Origin of the sequence: Bacillus massilinigeriensis (assembly GCF_900111815.1) — a bacterium.
In the GTDB taxonomy this organism is placed as follows: Bacteria; Bacillota; Bacilli; order Bacillales; family Cytobacillaceae; genus Mesobacillus_C; species Mesobacillus_C mediterraneensis.
Genome location: NZ_LT630004.1, coordinates 2,545,416 through 2,561,933, shown reverse-complemented (window position 1 = coordinate 2,561,933; position 16,518 = coordinate 2,545,416). Strand labels below are relative to the sequence as shown.

The following is a 16,518-nucleotide window of genomic DNA, read 5'->3' as shown; positions in this document are numbered from 1 at the left end:
ACACCGGTGATGGGTTTCTTTACACAAAAAACCGCCAGCCCTTATAATAGGGTGCTGGCGGTTTGGTTGAATTCCGTATTTAGTTGACACCCTTCATCAGCTTTTGAATTTTAGGTGACAGGGCGAAGAGCAGGAATCCTAGTAAAATGGATATTCCACCGATGATTCCAAAGTAAAAGATTTCTGTGTCTTTCGTATAGAATCGAACTACTTGCGCGTTGATTGCCTGAGCGGAAGCACTTGTCAGGAACCATAGACTCATTGTCTGTGCGGAGAATGCAGCAGGTGCCAGTTTAGTAGTTGCAGACAAGCCTACTGGTGACAGAAGGAGTTCCCCCATAACGACCAGGAAGAAGCTCAATACTAGCCATAGTGGGTTAACAAGTGTTTCTGTTCCGTTTACATACGCAGGAATCATCATCACAATGAAGGAAAGCCCTGCAAAAATCAAACCAGCTGCAAATTTCTTAGGTGTGGAAGGCTGGCGGCTGCCAAGCTTAGTCCAAAGCCATGCAAAAACTGGTGCAAACATAATGATGAAAAGTGGATTCAATGACTGGAATAGAGACGGTGCGATTTCAAAACCAGCAAAATTCAACTGGGTACGCTTGTCCGCATAGGTTGCAAGTATGTTAGAACCTTGCTCTTGAATAGCCCAGAACATCATTGCGGCGATAAAAAGTGGGATATAGGCAATCAGTCTGGAACGTTCTGTATCGTTTGTTTTTGGGCTGCGATACATGAATATGAAATAAAGGACTGGAATGACAATCCCAAGGATACTGACGAGTAGGATGAACCTATTAATGGTTAAAATTCCTGTGTAAATTGATACAGCTCCGAGAATTCCAACAATAAGGATAACAGCGCCAATTCTGCCAAACGCTTTTTTACGATCTTCTTTTGGCAGTGGATTTGGTACATAAGTGCCTGCAAGTCCAAGGTTTTTCTTCTTTGTCAGAATGAAGACGATAAGTCCAAGCAGCATTCCGATTGCAGCTATGCCGAATCCAAGATGGAAATTATACTTTTGCCCGATTGTTCCGACAATTAACGGTGCAAGAAATGACCCCATGTTGATACCCATATAATAAATGCTGAACCCTGAGTCGCGGCGTTGGTCTTCTGGGCTATACATATCACCAACAATGGCAGAAATATTCGGTTTAAGGAGACCGGTACCGATGACGATCAAGCCCATAGAAAAGAACAATGCAGTAAGGCCTGCAGGCATAGCGAGAACAATGTGGCCGAGCATAATGAAGACCCCGCCGTAGAACACTGTCCGTGACGTTCCGAGCAGCCTGTCGGCAACCCAGCCGCCGATGATTCCGGACATATAGACAAGGGAGCCATATATAGCAAAAATGGAGTTTGCGACTGTTTCATCAAGTCCGAGACCGCCTTGGGATAATTCATAATACATATAATAGATGAGGATTGCCCTCATTCCGTAATAAGAGAAACGTTCCCAAAACTCTGTGAAAAACAGTGTAAAGAGTCCCTTAGGATGGCCGAAAAAGCCTCTCTGGGGAACACTTTGCACAATCTTCTCTTTCATGTTGTCTGTCATAAAGTATCCTCCTTTAAAATATAAGTTATATTATACTACTACTATTCTAGAAAAATAAGTGGAAATTTTCTTTTTATGTAAAACAGAGTCAAATTATACCCATTAAATGGGTGCGTGAAACCCTTATCCAATGGGCTATTTCAATGAAAAAAGACTCCGGAAATCCGCAGTCTTTTTTGTGTAAATATTCTTTAATTGTCAGCAGCTGGCTGGCGCCTTTCGAGTCTAGAGAAGATAAGTTTGTCTGCGACAAAGCCGACAATGGCACCAATAAGTGCCGGAACGAGCCAGCCCATCCCTTCAGCATAAAGTGGAAGATTTCCGAGAAGAGATTCAAGTTCATGAATTCGGATTCCCATTGCCTTCAGGCCATCAGCGATGCTGATTAAGAGTGCCAGGAAGATAGCCCCCACATACACGGAACGCCCCCCGCCAAACAACGGATGCAGCAGGGAAAGGACAATCAGGACAATCGTGACAGGATAGATTGTTACGAGCACTGGAACAGAGATCGAAATAATCTGTGTAAGTCCTAGGTTGGCAAACAAGAAGCTAACAAGCGTAACGATCGTTGTAAAAGTTTTATAAGGAACTTTTGGCATTATAGTAGCAAAATACTGTGCTGTTGCGGAAACAAGTCCAACACATGTAGTGAAACATGCAAGTGTTACGATAATGCCCAGAAGAATCATGCCAGGATAGCCGAACACTGTTTTAGCAGCTACTGTAAGGAGCTGTCCGCCGTTTTCAAAGGTACCTGCACCTGCCATCTTCGTTCCAAGCAGACCAAGTGATACGTATACAAGTGTTAATCCTAAACCTGCAATCAAGCCAGCTTTAAGTGTTAGTCGAGTAATGATTTTCCTATCCGTCACTTGTTTTTGCTTGATGGCTGTGATGACAATAATCCCAAATGCTAGTGCGGCGATTGTATCCATTGTTAAGTATCCTTCAAGGAAACCTGTGGTGACTGGAGATGATGCGAATTTTTCGGCAATTTCGCCAGTACCACTGCCAAGCTTAAACAGACTGACAATGACGAGAAGCGCAATTGCGATCAGCATGATTGGCGTCAACACTGTACCAATTCTGTCTACAAGCTTGGAAGGGTTTAGGCAAACCCAAAAGACAAGGGCAAAGAAGACAAACGAGAATGCCCATAGGTAGAGCGGACCATCAGATTGCCCAAGCAATGGCTTTAGCGACATCTCATATGCAACGTTCGCTCCACGTGGTATACCAAAAAATGGTCCGATTGCCAGATAAACCATTACTGTAAAAACAATGGCGAAAACGGGATGGACTCTCTGCCCCATTTCTTGGACGCCATCTTTCACTCCTGCAATAGCGACAACCGTGATAAGCGGCAATCCAACACCTGTTAAGACAAACCCGATTATAGCTGGCCAGAAATTATCGCCTGCCATGATTCCGAGAAACGGAGGAAAGATCAGGTTACCTGCTCCAAAAAACAAAGCGAATAGCATAAGCCCAATAAATAATGTGTCTTTCTTTCTGTAATTTTCCATCTTTCTAATAAAGACTCCTTCCCAAAGTAAAATAATGATGAAGGCAGATGGTCAATGAGGGGTTATTTTAGCAGGATTACTCTGCAAGCCTTAAGGCAACAAAAAACCCGCCCCCCTTTTACGGGACGAGAATGATTTCGTTTTACCCTGATACCGCGCGGTGCGCAGTGCTCATCAACGTACCATCATACGTGTTCCCGCTAACGGAGGAAATTCCGGCCAAGGCTTACTGTTATTCTGCCCGGCATCTCGGAGATGATAGCCTCTATGCACTGAACACCGGCTTTCAGCAATTACCGGTTCTCTGGGGATCAGCTTTCATAAGGGCATTGTTCTCTTCATTGATTTTCAGTATTGAGATTAACTAATTAAAAGAATAATAATATTCAGTCAAATTGTCAACCTATATATTAAATTACCAAAACTTATACTATGGATTGGAACTTCTGTTTCCATATTAGAAGGTAACATAGCAGGAACCTTATTACAAATGTTAATTGGTATTCCACGATAAAAAAGGGGCTGAAATGATGATTGTAAAAATATTTGCGAATGTAATAGATATTTGTGGTGGATGTCATATTCCCTTTGTTAGCCGTGCAAATCAACCAGCGAAGAGTTCAAAAAATGACTTTGAAAAAAATGAAAAGACCGGCACGCTCACACAGCAGCCGGTCCATCTATTATACTGTTCTCTTTAAATGTTTGAAGCTTCCCTTAGAAAGTAAGGACTTTTCGAGGCGGTGTGCAAACACTCCGGCAAAAACACAAATGATGATATCCTTCACGAGTGGAAATGCCATCCAACCCCAAGCGATACCATAGCTGAAAACATCCGGTGCTCCCGCCCAAGTTTTCATTGCAAAATACATCCAGTTTGTCCCGAAAAGATAGTTGGCTGCAAGCCCTGCGAGGGACGCGATAATAAACGAAGAGAAAGAACGATGTTTTTCAACTATTATACCTGCAATAAAGGCTGTTAAAATGAAGGATAGAATAAATCCGAAAGTTGGTGATACGATGGTGGAAAGTCCTGAGCCAAATCGGGCGAAGACAGGCATTCCGGCAAGACCGACAAAGGCATAAACAGTCATTGCTACTGCTCCCAAGCGGGGTCCGAGAATCAATCCGGCAAGGACTGCAAAGAAAGTTTGCAAGGTAATAGGCACCTCTCCTATTTTCATGAATGGCGCGAAAGATGTGATGTTTGCCCCAATTGCCATCAATGCCACGAACATTGCTGCAAGCGTTAAGTCTAATGTAATGAATTTCTTCTTCATAGGCGTTGTCTCCTTGTTTAATCGAATAGTTATATGTACAGAATAATAGAAAATTTGATTTTATGTCAACTTATTTTAAAATCAGTTTACATTTAAATTCTAAACATAAATATAGAGGACGTCTCAAAAGGTGAAATAATTCACCTTTTGGGATGTCCTCTATTTATAGTTAATTCCATTCTCCAAGAAAAGCGGAGGCGGCCTTGTTTGGACTGTTCAGCACATCTGCCGTTTCTCCGAATTGAATTATTTCACCGCTATCGAGAATGGCAAGGCAGTCAGTCATATATTTGATTTCCATGTAGTCGTGGCTTATAAGCATCGCAGTCGTTTTCGTTTTGTTAAGAATGTCCTTCAGTTCCTTCGTCAGCCTTGATTTCGTCGGAAAATCAAGGGAGGAAAATGGTTCATCCAGGAAGAGAAGCTTTGGTTCGATCACCATCGCCCTTGCGAGGTTCACGCGCTGTGCTTCTCCGCCGGAAAGCAGGAGCGCATTTTTCTTTGCGAGATGGGAGATGTGAAACATTTCGAGCCAGTACATCGTTTTTTCTTTCAGTTCTTTTTTTGATACTTTTCGAAGCCTTAAACCGAGGGAAACATTGTAAAAGACGCTGCCATCAAGGAGACATGTTTGCTGTAAGGCAACAGAAAACTGCCTGCGGATTTTCAAAAGGCTGGACTCTTTGATTGGTTCCTCCATAAAGGTAATGCTTCCCTGTGCAGGGCGCTCCAAGAGTGCCATCGTTTTTAAAAGCGTACTTTTGCCCGCTCCGTTTCGTCCCATGATTCCGCATATTTTTCCTTGAGCAAGCGTAAATTCAGACACTCGCAGAACTGGCTTTCCATTTTTTCGGACAAGAACGTCTTTTAAGGTAATCATGGTCTCCTCCTTCGCTGCTGAAGATAGGTGAGGCAGAATGTGACAAGAAATGCAAGCGTCATCAGGATAAAAGAGAGAGCCAAAGCGGTATCGAAATTTCCTTTTGATACTTCCATTACAATCGTTGTTGTGAGTATTCTTGTTTCCCCGCTAATATTGCCTCCGACCATCATTGCTGCCCCAACCTCTGCGATCACTCTGCCGAAACCAGCGATGATAGCTGCAAGCAGTGCAAGCCTAGCGTCTTTCATCAGGATCATCAATAACTGAACTTTTGTCGCTCCAAGCGCCCGTAACTGCAAAACCAGCTTTTCATCTATCTGTCCAAAGGCAGAAGCTGTAAGCCCTGCGATGATTGGAAAAGATACAAGGATTTGTGCAAGAATGATGGCAGTTGGAGTATACAGGAGGGACAAGTCGCCTAATGGCCCCGAACGCCAGAGAAAAATGGTAATCCACAAACCTGCGACAACGGGCGGAAGTCCCATTCCGATGTTGACAAGCGTTAAAAGAAATTTTCGCCCAGGGAAATGTGCTAAACCAAGAAAGACTCCTGCAGGCACACCAAGAAGCGTGCTAACAAGAATGGCAGTGGTACAGACCTTTAGTGTTCTGAACGTAATTTCTATTATTTCCGGGTCCCATTCCAAAATCATTTTCAGTGCTTTTTCCAGACCATCTAATAGTAAATCCATCATCCACCAGGCTCTTTCGTTTATTTTTCAAACAGGAAGAAAAGCGCCTGTCCGTACTTGTCCTTGCCAAATTGAGAAATTGTTACTTTCGTTTCTTTGTCTGTCATGAAGTAAACAAACGCTTTTGCTCCGTCACTATTCACTTTTTTATGCTGGTCTGGGTTCACCTGCATGACATGATAAATGTTCAATAGGCTCTCGTCACCCTCTGATAGGATGGTCAAATCGCCGAGACTATCTTGCTGGGCAAGGAAAGTTGCCCTATCTGTAAGTGTGTAGCCTTCCTTCTCTGCAGCAACCTGAAGGGTGCCTCCCATACCTTGTCCTGTTGAGAGATAATTTTTCTTCTGCTTAACATCAAGGCCGCTGCTTTTCCAAAGTTCTAGCTCTTTTTTATGCGTTCCAGAATCATCTCCGCGAGAAACAAATGGAGCATTGGACTCAACAAGCTTTTGGAAAGCTGCTTTTGCTTGTAAATCTTGAATGCCTGCTGGGTCCTTCTTAGGTCCGACGATAATAAAATCATTGTACATCACTTTTTGGCGGTTGACTGCGTCGCCGCTTTCGACGATTTTCTTTTCAGCTTCAGGAGCGTGCACAAGAAGGACGTCCGCTTCTCCTTTTGTTCCCATTTCTAGTGCTTGTCCAGTTCCGACAGCGATTGTCTTAACGTTAAAAGGATGCTTCTTTTCAAATTGCGGTATTAATACATCTAGTAGCCCGCTATCCTGGGTACTTGTTGTTGTCGCAAGGATGAGATCGGATTTTTCTATTTTTGCAGCATTGTTCTCTTCTTTTTTAATGCCTGTGCTTCCACCGGAGCAGGCGGAGAGTATGACAGAAATGATAAGCAGTAAGCTCCATAGTTTCTTCATCGAATAATTTCCTCCAATTAAAAAGATTGATAAATAATTTCGCCAAGCTTCGCTGCATCGTATCCATCGCATGCAAGGGCATGCTCCTTGAAGGTGGTAACCTGCAAGAGGTCTAAAAGGTGCATTAGTGCCGTTTCATTCTCGCTAGTCCAGCGGAATACAAGGTCAAATTGCTCTGTCGCCATTGGAATGAAGCCAAGATCTAGTCTGCTTGCAGCAAAGGAGGCGCCAAATGTAACATCAGCCTGCCCTGAGCATATATGGGAAGCTGCAGACAGATGGTTCCACTCCTCCTTGCCATACCCGCGTATCTCCTTAGGTGAGATGCCGGACGTGGAAAGGAAAGAGTCAAAAAGAAATCTTGTTCCTGAACCTTTTTGTCGGTTTACAAACGTCACATTGTTTCGAGTAAGATCATGGAAATTAACAATGTTCTTTCGATTCACCTTTGGAACGATTAATCCTTGTTTCCTTGAAGCCAGCCTGATGACAGTAATTTTCTCGTGGATGAACAACTGTCGGATGAAGGGGAGATTGTACTCCTGTGAACTTGGATCAAGCAGGTGGACCGCAGCAATATCGGCAGCACCGCGATAAAGCATCATCAGTCCTTCAAGGCTTCCAATATAGGAAGGGCTTAAAGTGATGCACGCATTTTCTTCCGCAACGTAGCTCACAAGCTTTTCCACAAGGAAATCGTGGCTGCCGGCAAGCTGAAGGGTAAATGCTAGAGAAGGAAGGTTGCTATGTGATCGGGCTTTTTTGGCCGGAGCAGTCCGCATTGCAGCCATATAGCGTTCTACTTCCTCTTGCGAAATTCTCATTTTATTCCCAACCTTGAATGCCTGAAGTTCTCCTCTTTTGATTAGTTCATAGACTGTATTTTTCGCAATTTTGAACAATGAGGCGATTTCATCCGGCGTATAGGCGGATTTTTGCAAGCATTTCAACCCCTTTTCTTAATGAGTACTTATCTAAAATAAAGGAAATCCCTTCGCTTTTCTATGATTTTCATCATTTTTCATTATGTTTTGTTGTGTTAAGCAATACGAAGTTCACATTTTTGACAAAAAGTAATACTCTATGCAGTATGCTGTATTTCTGGCAGTTCTTCGTGGTAAACTAGAAAAAAATGAGGAAAGGAAGAGAGGATGGATATCACGGATAGAGCAAGAGATATTCTGCAAGATATCCTTCAGCAACAGAACGCCGAAGGAATAAGATTGTATTTTGCAGGCTTTGGCTGAGGCGGTCCACAGATTGGACTGGCTCTGGATGGGCCGGAAGAAGAGGATCATGTATCGGTGGTCAACGAAATTCATGTGGCAATAGATAGTGCCATTCTGGAAGAAACGAAAGGACTCGTTCTCGAGTATGAAGAGAAGCATGACAGCATTGTTTTGCGAGGCGGAAACAGCTGTTAAATTCTTAGGACGTTAAAAAGCCGGTCTAATTCCAAACATGGAATTAGACCGGCTTTCCTATATATTTTTCCTTTATTTACCTCCGTTAAAATTTCCCTGCAAATTGAAAGGCTAGGACTGCAATCCCGAGAATCCATACATAAATGGCGAAAGGCTTCAGCGAGTGATTCTTTAAGTAACCAATCATCCACTTGACGGCAATATAGCCGAAGAAGGCAGAGGATATGATGCCAACAAGGAGTGCAGACAGAGAAATCGTTTCTGACCCTCCTTCAAAAAGGTCTTTCAATTGAAGCACAATTGCTCCCACGATGGCTGGCGTGGATAAAAGGAAGGAGAAATATGCTGCAGTTTCCCTGTCCAGTCTTCTCCAAAGCGCAGCTACAATCGTCATTCCCGATCGCGAAATTGCAGGCATTATCGCGGCTGCCTGGAAGGTCCCGATGAACAATGCATCTCCGTATGTAATGTCATCCATTTTTTTTCGGCCATTTTTAATCGAGTCGGCAAACCAAAGGAACGTACCTGTGATTAGGAACTCCCAGCCAATCGTTGCACCAGTTTTCGATATCTCATCAAAGAAGTCCTTGAAAAGGAGGCCAGCTGCTACTGCTGGAAGCGTCCCGATGACCAGCAGAAAGGTTAGTTTTCCAAAGGGGTTTTTCAAGAGTCGAATGAATTCGTGTTTATAGAACACGAGCACTGCTAATAATGTCCCTACATGGAGCATTGTATCAAGCAGCAAGCCGGCTTCCTGAAGCCCGAACAGGTTTCTGCCGAGATAAAGGTGCCCTGTACTGCTGATCGGGAGGAATTCCGTCAGTCCTTGAATAATTCCAAGAATGAAGGCTTCTATTTTTGTCAGCATATTAACACTACCCTTTTAGTGATATTTTGGTGCAATTTGGATTTTAACAAGTTATATGATGATTGTCATTTCTTATTTTATGAGACAAACTTGAAGTCAGACCTGCTTCGATGAAATAATCACCAATTAGAGGGGAAGAAGTTGTGATTTATTGAAAAAAAAAATATAATGGATTATTGTACAGGTTTCTTTATTAAAAGGGGAATATCCATGACTTCTTATAAAAATAACTCATCAAGGGTCGATTACGGCCTTGTTCTCATATTGTTTTTAATGTTTTTGACAAGCTGTATCACCATCTATAGCGCACAGGGCCAGTACAGCGGAAATTTCGCTTTAAGACAAGTAATCTATTATGCGATAGGCTGCGGGATCATTGCATTTGTCATCAGGCTTGACTCTGATCAACTGAAAAGATTGACATGGTACGCATACGCTTTCGGCGTCTTTTTGCTGGCATTATTGATTATTGCGCCCGAAAGCATTGCCCCGAGAATAAATGGAGCAAAGGCGTGGTTCAGGTTGCCAGGCTTTTCCCTTCAGCCATCAGAGTTCACAAAAGTGTTCATCATTCTTGCACTTGCAAGAGTTATACTTGAACACCATCAAAAAAACCCACTAAAGACTATCCGGTCCGATTTTTGGCTTCTGATTAAGATTGGGTTTGTCACAGGGCTGCCGCTCCTGCTTGTTATTAAGGAAGACCTTGGGACATCACTTGTAATCATTTCGATCATGCTTGGGATGATTTTCATTGCAGGGATATCGTGGAAAATACTGCTTCCTATTTTCGGTTCGGGTGCTGCCCTCGTTTCAGGAATATTCTATCTCGTTATCGCAAGGCCGGATATTCTTGAAAAATATGTCGGCGTCGAACAGTACAAGTTAAACCGGATATATTCATGGATTGATCCTTGGAATAACCAAAGCAGCACTGGCTTTCAACTGGTGAAGTCACTGCTTGCCATTGGCTCTGGACAGACTTCCGGAAAAGGCCTGTTCGGTCGGGAAGTAGTTATCCCAGAAGGTCACACCGACTTTATTTTCAGTGTCATTGGTGAGGAATTTGGCTTTGTCGGGGCGAGTGTCGTCATCAGTTTGTTCTTTCTATTGATTTACCATATTACGAAAATTGCGATTCAAGCAAAGAATGACTATTATACTTATATTTGTGTAGGCATTATTAGCATGATTACTTTCCATGTGTTCCAGAATGTCGGGATGACAATTGGACTTTTACCAATCACAGGTATACCGCTTCCTTTCATCAGCTACGGAGGAAGTTCGCTTATGGGAGGAATGCTGGCAATGGGGCTCATCTTTTCGATACGCTATCACCATAAAAAATACATGTTCTCAAAAGGGGCATAAAAAGGAAGAGCAGGGGAGAAGTTCCTCTGCTCTTTCCTTTTTTTTATTATTGAAGTCGGCCGTCATAGGGAAACTGTGATGTGTATCCTTGGAATTGCTGGTGGGACTGCTGGAGCTTTTGGCCATCAGCTGCTTCAATGCTGTACCAGCCTTTTTTGAACATTAGATTATAAAGGCTGCGCTGGGCATCCTGGGTTTCATTAAAGATGGATGTGATGTCCTGGTATAAGCTATCATGGCTTAGCTCATTGAGCGTTGTCGAATAGGCGCCTGTCATATACTTTTCCGTTGTAAGCACGTCGTTAATGAAGTCGCGGTCATTCATTTGCGGATTCTTTTCTACCTTTGTTTCAGGGTTTTGAATCTTTTGTTGATTCTGGGGCATATTTTGCTTCCTCCTCTACTGCATTCCTGCTTGATTTTGGCTGCTCCCGCTTCCTAAATGCGAGAGAATTCTTTCATAATGGCGCTGATGCATTTCTCCGCATCTTTCCAATTCAAGCTGAATATCGGAATCCTGACATTGTCCTGCAAAAAAATGTGCTTTTTTCATCGCCAAAAGATTCCAAGACAGCATGTCAGTCAAATATAGAGAATCTTTGACTGAAATGACTTTTGGCGGCTGCTGCATGATCATTTGTCCTTCATTGTTCATGTTTTGCTGCTGCATTTTTTCCCTCCTCATATACTTTGTCTTTTCTAGGTTTCCACGAACTCCAGAGACTATTCAAAACCAAATTCGACAATATGGACATTTTTCTACAAAAATAATATTCAAAAAAACTGAAAAGTGATAAAATAATCATAAAGCCTGAATTTACATAAAAGAGAGAAAAAATAATTAACACTATGTAATCGTTTTCAAGGGGGAGAAATACAATTATGGAGAAATTAATGAAAGACTTTTTCCTATTCCTGTCGAAAAACAGGTCACTTACGAAGCTTGCTAAAAAATATGGTCTAAAATTCGGCGCTGGACGATTTGTGGCAGGGGAGACGATCGAACAGGCAGTAAGGGTTATCAAGGAACTCAATTCAAAAGGTCTTGTTGTGACAATCGACTACCTGGGTGAGTTTGTTGATAATGAAGCAGAAGCGAATGAAATGGCTGACCAGTCTATTGAAGCAATCAAGGCGATAGGCCGGGAAAAATTGAAATCCCAGCTCAGCTTAAAAATGACTTCCATGGGACTAGATATTTCAGACGAGCTTGTAATGAGAAACATGCGTCGCATTCTTGAGGCAGCAAAGGATAATGGCGTTTTCGTTACAATCGATATGGAAGATTATTCACGATGCGCCAAGACAATCGAAATTTTTAAGCTGCTAAGGTCCGAGTACGACAATATCGGAACCGTGATTCAGGCATATCTTTACCGTACGGAAAAGGATATTGCCGATCTGAATGCCTATTCACCGAACCTTCGTCTTGTAAAAGGGGCTTATAAGGAATCTCCGGAAGTAGCATTCCCTGAAAAGAAAGATGTAGACGAGAACCTGAAAAAAATTATTAAAATGCATCTTCTTAATGGAAACTACACAGCTGTAGCGAGCCATGATGATGCGATTATTAACTATACGAAACAACTGGTTAAACAGCATAATATCCCGAATAGTCAGTTCGAATTCCAAATGCTGTTTGGAATAATGCCTGAACGTCAAAAGGAATTGGTACAAGAGGGCTACACGATGCGCGTGTACGTGCCGTATGGAACAGACTGGTATGGTTACTTTATGCGCCGATTGGCAGAGCGCCCGGCAAACGTTGCATTTGTGCTAAAAGGAATGTTCAAGAAATAGAGTGAAAGCTAGGGCGGTGTTCCTGGCTTTTTGTTTTGAAGTTAAAAAATGGAGGCAGAAAACTCATGTCTAGCAACGAGATTCTATTTTGGGACCCAAACTCTTGTCATTATAATTCGTTTTCCTGTGAGAAATGGAGAGTTGTAATCATTTTTTGAAGTTTTTTAGTGTTTTTGATTCCCGTTGCTGTTTTAAATATATCGGAATGGGACTGATGCACCTCCACTGAATATGGTAGAGGTGCTCAGACTTCTCTCTTTTTTTACTTTTTATATTGACTGTTTTGGCTGTTGACTTTATTAATGTCCGGCTGATTGTCGGAGGGGCCTGCATTCCCTTTCACGCTTGCTGCGCTTACACCTCGTTTTGATGGGTCTTTCTTCATCCTTGCCATTTCTATCACCTCCAATTTTATGTTGCCCAAAACATCAGTGGGAATAAATTTCTAAAAATTTAAAAACTTCTGTTCAAAATTATTGCATGAAATTTCTAAATATTTTATAGTATTAGTATTAAACACATTCCATACGTGCATATATTTTTTTAGTGTAAAAATGAATGAGTATTCATTCAAAGATGAAGGTCAAGGGGGAGAGAATATGCGTCAAATTCAAAGAGCCGCTGTATTGGGATCTGGAGTCATGGGATCAGGAATTGCTGCTCACTTAGCAAACATAGGTATTCCGACAATGCTATTGGACATCGTACCACGCGAGTTGACAGAGGAAGAAAGTGCAAAAGGCCTTTCACTGCACGATAAAAAAGTTCGCAATCGCTTTGCTGAAGGAGCAATTGCCAGGATCTTGAAACAAAAGCCTGCACCGCTCACATCGAAGAAAAATCTTTCGTTGATCCAAGCAGGAAATCTTGAAGATGATATCAGCATGTTAGGAGAAGCCGATTGGATCATCGAAGTTGTAGTTGAAAACCTTGAAGTGAAAAAGAAAGTTTTTGAAAGCGTTGACAAGCACCGGAAAATTGGCAGTATTGTCAGCTCAAATACTTCAGGAATATCCGTTAATAGCATGGCAGAAGGCAGATCAGAAGATTTCCGCAAGCATTTCCTAGGGACACACTTCTTTAATCCGCCGCGCTACCTTAAACTCCTGGAGGTCATCCCTACGAAAGATACGAATCCCGAAGTGCTTTCTTTCATGAAAGTATTTGGGGAAGACCGTCTTGGGAAAGGTGTCGTTGAAGCAAAGGATACACCAAACTTTATCGGCAACAGGATTGGTACATACGGCCTGTTGGTCACTGTAAGGGAAATGCTGAAGGGTGGATATAGCATCGGAGAAGTCGATTCCATCACCGGTCCGCTGATCGGCCGTCCAAAGAGCGCAACTTTCCGAACCCTTGATATAGTTGGGCTTGATACATTCGCCCATGTTGCCAACAATGTATTCGAGCAAGTAGAAGGTACCGAGAAAGAGGTTTTCCAAGTACCTGCATTCATGAAGGCGATGCTGGAAAAAGGCTGGCTTGGAAGCAAGTCGGGACAAGGCTTTTTCTTGAAGAAAGAAAAGGAAATCCTCGAGCTTGACCCCAGAACACTCGAATATGTTCCGCGCAAAAAATTGAAGGCTCCATCCGTTGAAGCAAGCAAGCAGGAAAAAGGGACAGCCAACATGCTGAAAACAATTGTTTATGCAAACGACCGTGCGGGCGAACTACTTTGGAATATATTCCATCCGCTCCTGACCTATTCCGCTAGTTTGCTTGGAATGATTGCCGACGATATCGAAAGCATTGATAGAGCAATGAAGTGGGGCTTCAGCTGGGACATGGGGCCATTCGAATTGTGGGATGCCATTGGAGTGGAGAAATCGGTTCGGAGGATGGAAAAAGAAGGGATAACAGTTCCAGATTGGGTGAAAGACATGCTGGAAGACGGGTTCCCTTCTTTTTACCAAGAAAATAACGAGGAGCAATCTTTTTATCACGAAGGTTCTTATACACCGATTGAGAATAACCCGAAGAATATCGACTTAAAACAATGGAAAAAGAAGCACGGCGTTATCAAGAAGAATAGCGGTGCAAGCCTGATTGACCTCGGTGATGGTGTTGCCCTTCTCGAATTCCATTCCCAAAACAATGCGATTGGAATGGATATCACTCAGATGATCAACTTTGCTGTTGAGGAAGTGGAGAAGAATTTTAAAGGTCTCATAATCGGCAACCAAGGAAAAAACTTCTGTGTAGGCGCAAACCTTGCGATGATTCTGATGGAAGCGCAAGACGATAATATTTTTGAAATTGACCTTGTAGTCCGCCACTTCCAGCAGGCGATGATGAAGCTTAAATATTGTCCCAAACCTGTAGTGGCTGCACCGTTCGGCATGACGCTTGGCGGAGGAGCGGAAGTTTGTCTGCCTGCAGCGCATATCCAGGCATCAATGGAAACGTATATGGGTCTTGTAGAAGCTGGTGTCGGATTGATTCCCGGTGGCGGTGGCAACAAGGAATTATACACTAGACACCTTGCAGGAATGCCAAATGGAGTGGAATTTGATTTGCAAAAGGTTGCGATCAAAGTGTTTGAGACGATTGCAATGGCGAAGGTATCTACATCAGGAGAAGAGGCGAGAGAGAATAACTTTCTAGCGAAAGCCGATGGAATCAGTGTGAACGGCGACCATTTAATTTACGATGCGAAGCAGGCAGTACTCACCCTTTATGAAAAAGGGTATGCTGCTCCAATGAAGAAAAAAATTCCGGTAACAGGTGAACCAGGGTATGCCACGCTTCTCCTTGCTGCGCAAACGATGCATCTTTCGGGGTACATTTCCGAGTATGATCTGAAAATTGCCCGCAAGCTAGCGTATGTTATTAGCGGTGGGAAGGTACCATACGGCACGCTTGTAGACGAAGAATATTTGCTTAACCTGGAAAGGGAAGCATTCCTGAGCCTTGTAGCAGAGCCGAAATCGCAGCAGCGGATGCAGCATATGCTCTTGAACGGGAAGCCGCTGCGCAACTGATGCTAGAATCTGGACTGCTCTTGAATAAAAGATAAACATTGGAAGTGAGGGAATAAAGATGAGAGATGCGGTGATCGTTGCAGGTGCTAGAACGCCGGTGGGAAAAGCAAAGAAAGGATCGCTGGCGACTGTCCGCCCGGATGACCTTGGGGCAGTCGCTGTAAAGGAGACCTTGAAGCGGGCAGGAGGTTACGAAGGGAATATTGATGATCTGATTATTGGCTGTGCAATGCCGGAAGCGGAACAGGGTCTCAACATGGCTCGCAATATCGGAGCGCTTGCAGGAATTTCTTATGAAGTACCAGCAGTTACTGTGAACAGATATTGTTCTTCTGGGCTCCAGACCATTGCTTATGCAGCGGAAAGAATCATGATTGGACACAGTGATACTATCATCGCAGGTGGAGCTGAATCCATGAGTATGGTGCCAATGATGGGTCATGTCGTACGACCAAATGCAAAGCTTGCAGAAACAGCTCCCCAGTACTATATGGGGATGGGGCATACAGCGGAGGAAGTCGCAAAGAAATACGGGATTTCCCGTGAAGATCAGGATGCTTTCGCTGTAAGGAGCCACCAGCGTGCTGCCAAAGCAATTGCTGAAGGGAAATTTACAGACGAGATTGTTAGTGTGGAAGTTAGCAGAACTCTTGTTGGGAAGGATAACAAACCTTTTGAACAAACAGAAGTATTTTTCCAGGATGAAGGTGTTCGTCCTGGAACGACTGTCGAGGTATTGTCAAAGCTGCGCCCGGCGTTTTCTGCAACAGGAACAGTCACAGCAGGAAACTCTTCACAGACTAGCGACGGGGCAGCCGCGGTGATGGTTATGGATAGGGAAAAGGCAGATTCCCTTGGCTTCAAGCCTTTGGCAAAGTTTCGCTCGTTCGCGCTCGGCGGGGTGCCGCCTGAAATCATGGGAGTTGGTCCAGTTGTTGCCATCCCTAAAGCACTGAAGCTCGCCGGCCTAGAACTTTCTGATATTGGGTTGATCGAACTAAACGAGGCTTTTGCCTCCCAATCGATTCAAGTTATTCGTGAACTAGGGCTCGATGAAGAAAAAGTAAATGTAAATGGCGGAGCAATCGCGCTTGGTCATCCGCTTGGCTGTACAGGAACTAAGCTTACGCTTTCCCTTATCCATGAAATGAAACGAAGGAACGAGCAATTTGGAATCGTGACAATGTGCATTGGCGGAGGGATGGGAGCAGCCGGCGTATTCGAACTTCTATAAATGAGAGC

General features: G+C 43.4%; 15 protein-coding genes. 4 read left to right on the top strand and 11 right to left on the bottom strand.

Going from position 1 to position 16,518, the window contains the following annotated elements; translation table 11 throughout:
• Nucleotides 1-79: 79 nt before the first annotated feature.
• The 8 genes from BQ5796_RS13405 to BQ5796_RS13370 form a co-directional block, all read right to left on the bottom strand.
• A complete protein-coding gene (locus BQ5796_RS13405; RefSeq protein ID WP_071460673.1) occupies nt 80-1,573 on the bottom strand; it encodes a peptide MFS transporter in 1,494 nt (497 codons plus the stop codon).
• Between the two features lie 191 nt (nt 1,574-1,764).
• Nucleotides 1,765-3,102 carry a branched-chain amino acid transport system II carrier protein gene (gene brnQ, locus BQ5796_RS13400; protein WP_071460672.1) on the bottom strand — a complete coding sequence of 446 codons (1,338 nt, stop codon included), beginning with the start codon at nt 3,100-3,102 and terminating at the stop codon, nt 1,765-1,767.
• A gap of 683 nt (nt 3,103-3,785) precedes the next feature.
• Nucleotides 3,786-4,382, bottom strand: a complete 597-nt coding sequence (locus BQ5796_RS13395; RefSeq protein WP_071460671.1) for a biotin transporter BioY — start codon at nt 4,380-4,382, stop codon at nt 3,786-3,788.
• A 169-nt stretch (nt 4,383-4,551) separates the two neighbouring features.
• Nucleotides 4,552-5,262 (bottom strand): ABC transporter ATP-binding protein, encoded by a 711-nt coding sequence (locus BQ5796_RS13390; protein ID WP_071460670.1) that lies wholly within the window; start codon nt 5,260-5,262, stop codon nt 4,552-4,554.
• On the bottom strand, nt 5,259-5,960 hold the full coding sequence (locus tag BQ5796_RS13385; RefSeq protein WP_346190296.1) for an ABC transporter permease: 702 nt from the start codon (nt 5,958-5,960) through the stop codon (nt 5,259-5,261). Before BQ5796_RS13385 ends, BQ5796_RS13390 begins: the two co-directional genes overlap by 4 nt.
• 17 nt (nt 5,961-5,977) lie before the next feature.
• Nucleotides 5,978-6,832, bottom strand: coding sequence for an ABC transporter substrate-binding protein (locus BQ5796_RS13380; RefSeq protein ID WP_071460669.1), 855 nt, complete (start codon nt 6,830-6,832; stop codon nt 5,978-5,980).
• A gap of 17 nt (nt 6,833-6,849) precedes the next feature.
• Nucleotides 6,850-7,773 carry a substrate-binding domain-containing protein gene (locus BQ5796_RS13375; protein WP_071460668.1) on the bottom strand — a complete coding sequence of 308 codons (924 nt, stop codon included), beginning with the start codon at nt 7,771-7,773 and terminating at the stop codon, nt 6,850-6,852.
• A gap of 568 nt (nt 7,774-8,341) precedes the next feature.
• A complete protein-coding gene (locus BQ5796_RS13370; protein ID WP_097678030.1) occupies nt 8,342-9,121 on the bottom strand; it encodes an undecaprenyl-diphosphate phosphatase in 780 nt (259 codons plus the stop codon).
• A gap of 213 nt (nt 9,122-9,334) precedes the next feature.
• Between BQ5796_RS13370 and BQ5796_RS13365 the strand changes: the two genes are divergently transcribed.
• On the top strand, nt 9,335-10,495 hold the full coding sequence (locus BQ5796_RS13365) for an FtsW/RodA/SpoVE family cell cycle protein (protein ID WP_071460666.1): 1,161 nt from the start codon (nt 9,335-9,337) through the stop codon (nt 10,493-10,495).
• Between the two features lie 46 nt (nt 10,496-10,541).
• Here the strand turns inward: BQ5796_RS13365 and BQ5796_RS13360 are convergent, their stop codons facing one another.
• The gene (locus BQ5796_RS13360) at nt 10,542-10,880 is read right to left on the bottom strand and encodes a spore coat protein (RefSeq protein ID WP_071460665.1); all 339 of its coding nucleotides are present in this window, start codon (nt 10,878-10,880) and stop codon (nt 10,542-10,544) included.
• Between the two features lie 15 nt (nt 10,881-10,895).
• Nucleotides 10,896-11,165, bottom strand: coding sequence for a hypothetical protein (locus tag BQ5796_RS13355; protein ID WP_071460664.1), 270 nt, complete (start codon nt 11,163-11,165; stop codon nt 10,896-10,898).
• A gap of 212 nt (nt 11,166-11,377) precedes the next feature.
• Between BQ5796_RS13355 and BQ5796_RS13350 the strand changes: the two genes are divergently transcribed.
• Complete coding sequence (locus tag BQ5796_RS13350) at nt 11,378-12,295, top strand: proline dehydrogenase family protein (RefSeq protein WP_071460663.1); 918 nt, start codon at nt 11,378-11,380, stop codon at nt 12,293-12,295.
• A gap of 262 nt (nt 12,296-12,557) precedes the next feature.
• On the opposite strand, the gene BQ5796_RS17455 is transcribed toward BQ5796_RS13350, so the two are convergent.
• A complete protein-coding gene (locus tag BQ5796_RS17455; RefSeq protein WP_074033968.1) occupies nt 12,558-12,689 on the bottom strand; it encodes a YuzL family protein in 132 nt (43 codons plus the stop codon).
• A 205-nt stretch (nt 12,690-12,894) separates the two neighbouring features.
• Between BQ5796_RS17455 and BQ5796_RS13345 the strand changes: the two genes are divergently transcribed.
• Together BQ5796_RS13345 and BQ5796_RS13340 are read left to right on the top strand one after the other, a co-directional pair.
• Nucleotides 12,895-15,276, top strand: a complete 2,382-nt coding sequence (locus BQ5796_RS13345; protein WP_071460662.1) for a 3-hydroxyacyl-CoA dehydrogenase/enoyl-CoA hydratase family protein — start codon at nt 12,895-12,897, stop codon at nt 15,274-15,276.
• Between the two features lie 58 nt (nt 15,277-15,334).
• On the top strand, nt 15,335-16,510 hold the full coding sequence (locus BQ5796_RS13340; protein WP_071460661.1) for an acetyl-CoA C-acetyltransferase: 1,176 nt from the start codon (nt 15,335-15,337) through the stop codon (nt 16,508-16,510).
• The last annotated feature ends 8 nt before the right edge of the window (nt 16,511-16,518 follow it).